The sequence below is a fragment of the Thermomonospora echinospora genome (assembly GCF_900108175.1).
Classification (GTDB): Bacteria; Actinomycetota; Actinomycetes; order Streptosporangiales; family Streptosporangiaceae; genus Thermomonospora; species Thermomonospora echinospora.
Genome location: NZ_FNVO01000007.1, coordinates 91154 through 98320 on the forward strand (window position 1 = coordinate 91154; position 7167 = coordinate 98320).

Here is a 7167-nt window from a genome sequence, read left to right on the forward strand (position 1 = left end):
CGGCGGCGCCCCCATCGAGATCGTTCGTTAATTCGCAGTTAAATCCGCAACCGGGGCGTTGTGGTGCGGCTTCGGGGCACTAGCGTCGAGCAGGTGCTGATCACCCCACATGAGCAGGAACGACTGCTGATCCATGTGGCCGCGCAGGTGGCCCGGGAGCGGCGGGCGCGCGGACTGCGGCTCAACCATCCGGAAGCCACCGCGATCATCGCGGCGTACGTGCTGGAGGGTGCCAGGGACGGGCGGGGGGTGGCCGAGCTGATGGAGGCCGGCCGTACCGTGCTCACCCGGGACGACGTGATGGAGGGCGTCCCGGAGATGCTGGACTCGGTCCAGATCGAGGCCACGTTCCCGGACGGCACCAAGCTCGTCACCGTGCACAGGCCGATCCCGTGATCCCGGGCGAGGTGGTGCCCGGCGAGGGCCCGGTGGAGCTGAACCCGGGACGCGAGCGGGTGGCGGTGACCGTGGTCAACACCGGGGACCGCCCGGTTCAGGTCGGGTCGCACTACCACTTCGCGGTGGCCAACCCCGCGCTGGAGTTCGACCGCGAGGCCGCCTGGGGACGCCGGCTGGACGTCCCGGCGGGCACCGCCGTGCGGTTCGAGCCCGGGATCACCCGGGAGGTCTCCCTCGTCCCCCTGGCCGGCCGCCGCGTGGTGCCCGGCCTGCGCGCCGAGAGCGCCGGAGCACTCGATGACTGAGCTTTCCCGCGCCCGGTACGCGGCGCTGTTCGGGCCGACCGTGGGCGACCGGATTCGGCTGGCCGACACCGACCTGTTCATCGAGGTGACCGAGGACCGCTCCCGGGGGGCGGCCGGGGCCGGTGACGAGGCGGTGTTCGGCGGCGGCAAGGTGATCCGCGAGTCGATGGGCCAGGCCCGCACGACCCGCGCCGAGGGCGCGGTCGACCTGGTGATCACCGGTGCGGTGGTGCTGGACCACTGGGGGATCGTCAAGGCCGACGTGGGGATCCGCGACGGCCGGATCGCGGCGCTCGGCAAGGCCGGCAACCCCGACACCATGGACGGGGTGCATCCGGACCTGGTGATCGGGCCGTCCACCGAGGTGCTGGCGGGCAACGGCAGGATCTTGACCGCCGGGGCGGTCGACTCGCACGTCCACCTGATCTGCCCGCAGTTGCTGGAGGAGGCGCTGGGCGCCGGGGTCACCACGATCCTGGGCGGCGGCACCGGCCCTGCCGAGGGCACCAGGGCCACCACGGTGACCGGCGCCTGGTACCTGCACCGGATGCTGGAGGCGCTGGACTCCTGGCCGGTCAACGTGGCGCTGCTGGGCAAGGGCAACACGGTGTCGGCCGAGGCGCTGTGGGAGCAGCTGCGCGCCGGGGCATCCGGGTTCAAGCTGCACGAGGACTGGGGGTCCACGCCCGCCGCGATCGACGCCTGCCTGAAGGTGGCCGACGCCTCCGGGGTGCAGGTGGCGCTGCATTCGGACACCCTCAACGAGGCCGGGTACGTGGAGTCGACGCTGGCGGCGATCGCCGGCCGGTCGATCCACGCCTACCACACCGAGGGGGCCGGCGGCGGGCACGCGCCCGACATCATCACGGTCGCCGCGCACCCCAACGTGCTGCCGTCCTCGACCAACCCGACCCGGCCGCACACCGTCAACACCCTCGACGAGCACCTGGACATGCTGATGGTGTGCCACCATCTCAACCCGTCGGTGCCCGAGGATCTGGCGTTCGCCGAGTCGCGGATCCGCCCGACCACCATGGCGGCCGAGGACGTGCTGCACGACCTGGGCGCGATCTCGATGATCGGCTCGGACTCGCAGGCGATGGGCCGGATCGGCGAGACGGTCATCCGCACCTGGCAGACCGCGCACGTCATGAAGGCCCGCCGGGGCGTGCTGTCGTGGGGCAACGGCACGCGTTCCCCAGAACCCGCCGACAACCTGCGGGCCCGCCGGTACGTGGCCAAGTACACGATCAACCCGGCGATCGCGCACGGCCTAGACGGCGAGATCGGCTCGGTGGAGCCGGGCAAGCTGGCCGACCTGGTCCTGTGGGACCCGGCGTTCTTCGGGGTGCGGCCCGCCGTGGTGGTCAAGGGCGGCGTGATCGCATGGGCGGCGATGGGCGACGCCAACGCCTCCATCCCGACCCCGCAGCCGGTGCTGCCCCGCCCCATGTTCGGGGCCGCGCCGGCGGTGGCCGCCGGGACGTCGCTGCACTTCGTGTCGCAGGCGGCGGTGGACGACGGGTTGGCCGAGAAGGTCGCGGTGCGGCGGGCGCTGGTGCCGGTCAAGGACACCCGGCGGATCGGCAAGGCCGACATGCCGCTGAACGACGCGCTGCCGCGGATCGAGGTGGACCCCGACACCTTCACCGTCACCATCGACGGCGACGAGGTCGAGCCCGCCCCGGCGACCGAGCTGCCGATGGCCCAGCGCTACTTCCTGTTCTGATGGACGCCGGACTGCTCCTGCTGGCCGACTCGCGGCTGCCCGCGGGCGCGCACGCCCACTCCGGAGGGCTGGAGCCGGCCGCCTCCGCCGGGGCGGTCACCGACGTGGCCGGGCTCACCGGCTTCCTACGCGGGCGGCTGGCCACCACCGGCCTGGTCACCGCCGCCCTGGCGGCCGCGGCCTGCGCGGGCGGCAGCGGCGGCTGGGTCCGCCTCGACCGGGAGGCCGACGCGCGGACCCCCTCCCCCGCCCAGCGGCAGGCGTCCCGGGCCCAGGGCCGTTCGCTGCTGCGGGCGGTGCGCACCGCCTGGCCGAACGCGGGGCTGGAGGCGCTGTCGGCCGTCGCCGAGGCCGGGCCGCACCATCCGATCGTGCTCGGCGCGACGACCGCTGTGGCCGGGGGCGGGCCCGGCGAGGCGGCGGCGATCGCGGCGTACGGGGCGGTGACCGGCCCGGCGTCGGCGGCCGTCCGGCTGCTGGGGCTGGACCCGCTGGCCGTCCACCGGGCGCTGGCGGGCCTGGCGCCACACATCGACGCGGTCGCGGTGCGGGCGGCCGGGTATGCGACCGGTGACCCGGCGGACCTGCCCGCTGCCTCGGCGCCGCTGCTGGACCTGTACGCCGAGCTTCATCTGCACGCCGACCTGCGCCTGTTCGAATCCTGACCCCGCTGGAGGAACTGCTTTGGGTGCCTTTCACGGCGACGACCCGCACACCGCCCCGGACACCGGCGGCCGGGCGCTGCGGCTGGGCATCGGCGGCCCGGTCGGCAGCGGCAAGACCGCACTGACCGCCGCGCTGTGCCGGACGCTGCGCGCGGAGCTGTCGCTGGCCGTGGTGACCAACGACATCTACACCACCGAGGACGCCGACTTCCTACGCCGGGCCGCGGTGCTGTCCGACGACCGGATCAGCGCGGTGCGGACCGGCTGCTGCCCGCACACCGCGATCCGCGATGACATCTCCGCCAACCTCGACGCCGTCGAGGCGCTGGAGCACCGGCACGGGCCGCTGGACCTGGTGATCGTGGAGAGCGGCGGCGACAACCTGACCGCCACGTTCAGCCGGGGCCTGGTGGACCGGCAGATCTTCGTGCTGGACGTCTCCGGCGGGGACAAGGTGCCGCGCAAGGGCGGCCCCGGCGTCACCACCTCCGACCTGCTGGTGATCAACAAGACCGATCTGGCGCCGCTGGTCGGCGCGGACCTGGCGGTGATGGCCCGGGACGCGGCGGCGGTGCGCGGCGACCGCCCCGTCCTGTTCACCTCCCTGCGTGAAGAGCCGGGCGCGCCGGCGGTGGCCGACTGGGTGCGCGGGCTGATCCACCACCGGCATCCCGTGGGATGACGCGACGGTACGCGGCCCACGCCGGGGTGAGCGCCGAACTCGGGCCGGACGGGCGGACGCGGCTGACCCGGCTGCGTTCGGACGGCCCGCTGGCGCTGCGCGAGACCCCGGACGCGCTCTACCTGGTGGGCGCGGCGGCCGGGCCGCTGGGCGGGGACGAGCTGACGCTGGACCTGGAGGTCGGGCCGGGCGCGCGGCTGGCGGTGCGGTCGGCGGCGAGCACGCTGGCGCTGCCCGGCGCCGGGGAGTCCCGCCTCACCGTGCGGGCGTGGGTCGGCGCGGGCGGGTGCCTGGACTTCGCGCCGGAGCCGACCGTGGCGGCCGCCGGGTCCCGGCACCGGGCGCTGGCCGGGATCGACCTCGCCGAGGGGGCCGCGCTGCGCTGGCGGGAGGAGCTGATCCTCGGCCGGCACGGCGAGCAGCCCGGACGGCACACCGGCCGCCTCGACGTGACGGTCGGCGGCGTCCCGCTGCTGCGCCACGAACTGTGCCTGGACGAGGAGGCGGCCGTCCGCAGCGGCGCCGTGCTCGGCGGTGCCACGGCGGTCGGCTCCGTCCTGCTGGCCGGTCCGGGCCTGCCCGTCCCGCGGGCGCACGCCGGCGACGGGCTGGCGGTGCTGCCGCTGGCCGGCCCCGGCGTGCTGGTCACCGCGCTGGCCGCGGACTCGGCGACGCTGCGCCGCCGCCTGGACGAGGGCGAGGCGCTGGCCCGTCAGGCGGAGACGGGGTCGGCGGCGGGGGCCGGGGCGGTCAGTTCGCGGTAGATGCCGATCTTCCACTGGATGTGCTCACGCTGGCGGCTCAGCAGGTCGATCTGCTCGGCCACCCGCCGGTCGTGCTCCTCCAGCAGGGCCCTGCGCTCGGCGGCCGTGTGCTCCCCCGCCCGGGCGAGCTCGGTGTAGCGCAGCATCTCGGCGATCGGCATGCCGGTGTCGCGCAGACAGCGCAGCAGGCGCAGCCAGGTCAGGTCGTCGTCGCTGAAGCGGCGGCGGCCCGCGCTGTCGCGCGCCACGCCGGCCAGCAGCCCGATCTTCTCGTAGTAGCGCAGCGTGTCGAGGCTGAAGCCGGACCGCTGGGACGCCTGGGCCGGAGAGTAAAAGTTCATCCCGCCAGGATGCCGGATTTGACCTGGAGCGCGCTCCAGGTACCAGGCTGGACGGTGGATACCGACCCGACGCAAGACCCGACGCAAGAGGACGAGGAATCCATGCGAATCGGCATTCAGGTGCCCGCCTTCGACTTCTCCGGCGGCACCGAGCAGATCGGTCCGGCGTTCGCCCGTGTCGCCAGGGACGCCGACCAGGCCGGGCTCGACAGCCTGTGGGTGATGGACCACTTCTTCCAGATCGGCATGGTGGGACCGGCCGAGCAGCCGATGCCGGAGGGTTACGGCGCGCTGGCGTACGCGGCCGCCCTGACCGAGCAGATCACCCTGGGCACGATGGTCACCGGCGTGATCTACCGGCATCCCGGGGTGCTGGTGAAGACGGTCACCACGCTGGACGTGCTGTCGGGCGGCCGGGCCTGGCTCGGCATCGGGGCGGGCTGGTACGAGGAGGAGGCGCGCGGCCTGGGCCTGCCCTTCCCGCCGACCGCCGAGCGGTTCGAGCGGCTGGAGGAGACGCTGCAGATCGCCCTGCGGATGTGGGAGGGCGACGAGAGCCCCTACCAGGGCCGGCACTTCACGCTGGAGCGCCCGCTGAACTCGCCGCAGTCGCTGCAACGCCCGCACCCGCCCATCCTCATCGGCGGTGGCGGGGAGAAGAAGACGCTGCGGCTGGTGGCCAAGTACGCCGACGCCTGCAACCTGTTCGCCTCCCCGGAACTGCCGCACAAGCTGAAGGTGCTGCGCGAGCACTGCGAGCGGGAGAAGCGTCCGTACGAGGAGATCGAGAAGACCGTGCTGGCCGTCCTGGAGGCGGGCGCCTCGGTGGACCAGGTCGTCGACCAGGTCGGCACGCTCGCCGAGCAGGGCGCCGACCACGTCATCTTCTCCGCCCGCCAGGCCGACAAGGTGACCGGCGTGCTGGCCCACGTCCGCGAGCAGGTGGGCAGGGCCGCCTGACGAGGGCGCCGGGCGGCCGTGCCCACGACCGCCCGACTCACTCGCGCAGCAGGTCGCGCATCCGGACGATCTCCGCCCGCTGGGTGGTCAGCACGTCCTTGGCCAGTTCCTGCACGGTCACGTCGGTGCCGTCCTTGGACAGCACGTCGTTGGCCATCGTCAGGGCGCCCTCGTGGTGCTTGATCATCAAGGTGAGGTAGAGCCGGTCGAACTCCTCCCCCTGGGCGGCCTGTAGCCGGGCCATCTCCTCGGGGGTGGCCATGCCGGGCATGCCGGCGTGCGAGGCGGCCGCCGAGGGCGCCCCGTGCCCGCCGTGCCCACCGTGCCCGCCGCCGGGCCGGCCGCCGGGCTGTCTGCGCAACCACGACTGCATGACGGAGATCTCCGCCCCCTGGGAGACGTCGATCCGCTCGGCCAGCGACTTGACCTTGGCGTCCGACGCCTGCTTGGGCGCCAGCACGGACATCTCCAGCGCCTGCTGGTGGTGCGGGATCATCATCTGGACGAAGGTGATCTCGGCCGCCGTGGGCGGCTTGGCCGAAGTCGGTCCCGCCGTGATCGTCTTGTTCGGCTCACCCGGCCGGCCCGGCGCGATCACCGTGGCCTTGGGCGCCGCGGCCGGCTCCTCCTCCCCGCTGCACCCGACCAGCAGTCCGCTGACCAGGGCGAAAGCAATTCCGAGGCCGGCCCATCGCTGTCCGCTCAAGCTTCCCCACTCCTTCGTGTCCCGACGACGGGACGGTACCGAGTGGACGACTCGTCGCAAAAGGCATCCCGGTATCAACATGCTCACAAGTGGACAAAGGGGTGGCGGAATCCGACACCTCAAGAAATACTCCGGGCGTCCACTGTCATCGGGGGAGTCTGTGAAGGAGCACAGCGTGACACCTGCCCTCACACGGAGATCCGCGCGACGGGCCATCGTCGGCACGTTGACCGGTCTCGTGCTGGCACTGTCGGGATTGGTGGCCGCCGGGCCCGCCGCCGCCGACGTCCCGGGGGTCGACGAGATCGTCAAAAGCCCCAACATGCAGCACCTGGCGAACATCCCCAAGCAGGGGACGTTCGCCAGCGAAGCCGCGCTCAACTCCGACCTGGCCTTCCAGGGCGACTACGCCTTCGCGGGCAACTACAACGGGTTCACCGTCTACAACATCGCCAAGCCCGGCGAGCCTTCGGTCGTCACCCAGGTGAACTGCGTCGGCTCGCAGAACGACATCTCGGTCTCCGGGAACCTGCTGTTCCTGTCCACCGACTCCTCGCGCAGCGACGACTCCTGCCAGAGCACCTCCAAGCCGGTCACCGACCCGACCGCCTGGGAG

9 protein-coding genes and 1 pseudogene are annotated in these 7167 nt (G+C 73.2%); 8 read left to right on the forward strand and 2 right to left on the reverse strand.

Features of this window, described 5'->3' with window-relative positions:
- The first annotated feature begins 93 nt into the window (after positions 1–93).
- The 6 genes from C4U03_RS17935 to C4U03_RS17960 are packed head-to-tail and all read left to right on the forward strand — an operon-like array spanning position 94 to position 4544.
- A complete protein-coding gene (locus C4U03_RS17935) occupies positions 94–396 on the forward strand; it encodes an urease subunit gamma (protein WP_103938940.1) in 303 nt (100 codons plus the stop codon).
- Entirely contained in the window at positions 393–704 is a 312-nt protein-coding gene (locus tag C4U03_RS17940) for an urease subunit beta (protein WP_103938941.1), read from the forward strand. Before C4U03_RS17935 ends, C4U03_RS17940 begins: the two co-directional genes overlap by 4 nt.
- Complete coding sequence (locus C4U03_RS17945) at positions 697–2433, forward strand: urease subunit alpha (RefSeq protein WP_103938942.1); 1737 nt, start codon at positions 697–699, stop codon at positions 2431–2433. Before C4U03_RS17940 ends, C4U03_RS17945 begins: the two co-directional genes overlap by 8 nt.
- On the forward strand, positions 2433–3098 hold the full coding sequence (locus C4U03_RS17950) for an urease accessory protein UreF (protein ID WP_103938943.1): 666 nt from the start codon (positions 2433–2435) through the stop codon (positions 3096–3098). Before C4U03_RS17945 ends, C4U03_RS17950 begins: the two co-directional genes overlap by 1 nt.
- Before the next feature lie 19 nt (positions 3099–3117).
- A complete protein-coding gene (gene ureG, locus C4U03_RS17955) occupies positions 3118–3780 on the forward strand; it encodes an urease accessory protein UreG (protein WP_103938944.1) in 663 nt (220 codons plus the stop codon).
- The gene (locus tag C4U03_RS17960; RefSeq protein ID WP_103938945.1) at positions 3777–4544 is read left to right on the forward strand and encodes an urease accessory protein UreD; all 768 of its coding nucleotides are present in this window, start codon (positions 3777–3779) and stop codon (positions 4542–4544) included. The genes ureG and C4U03_RS17960 overlap by 4 nt, the downstream gene beginning before the upstream one ends.
- On the opposite strand, the gene C4U03_RS17965 is transcribed toward C4U03_RS17960, so the two are convergent.
- Positions 4493–4885: a MerR family transcriptional regulator gene (locus C4U03_RS17965; protein WP_103938946.1), complete on the reverse strand. Its 393-nt coding sequence runs from the start codon at positions 4883–4885 to the stop codon at positions 4493–4495. The genes C4U03_RS17960 and C4U03_RS17965 overlap by 52 nt on opposite strands.
- A gap of 102 nt (positions 4886–4987) precedes the next feature.
- On the opposite strand from C4U03_RS17965, the gene C4U03_RS17970 reads away from it, so the two are divergent.
- On the forward strand, positions 4988–5845 hold the full coding sequence (locus C4U03_RS17970) for an LLM class F420-dependent oxidoreductase (RefSeq protein WP_103938947.1): 858 nt from the start codon (positions 4988–4990) through the stop codon (positions 5843–5845).
- Positions 5846–5882: 37 nt separating this feature from the next.
- On the opposite strand, the gene C4U03_RS17975 is transcribed toward C4U03_RS17970, so the two are convergent.
- Positions 5883–6551, reverse strand: a complete 669-nt coding sequence (locus tag C4U03_RS17975) for a DUF305 domain-containing protein (protein WP_235017944.1) — start codon at positions 6549–6551, stop codon at positions 5883–5885.
- A 226-nt stretch (positions 6552–6777) separates the two neighbouring features.
- Between C4U03_RS17975 and C4U03_RS17980 the strand changes: the two are divergent.
- Positions 6778–7167: pseudogene (locus C4U03_RS17980) on the forward strand (hypothetical protein); the annotation flags it as partial.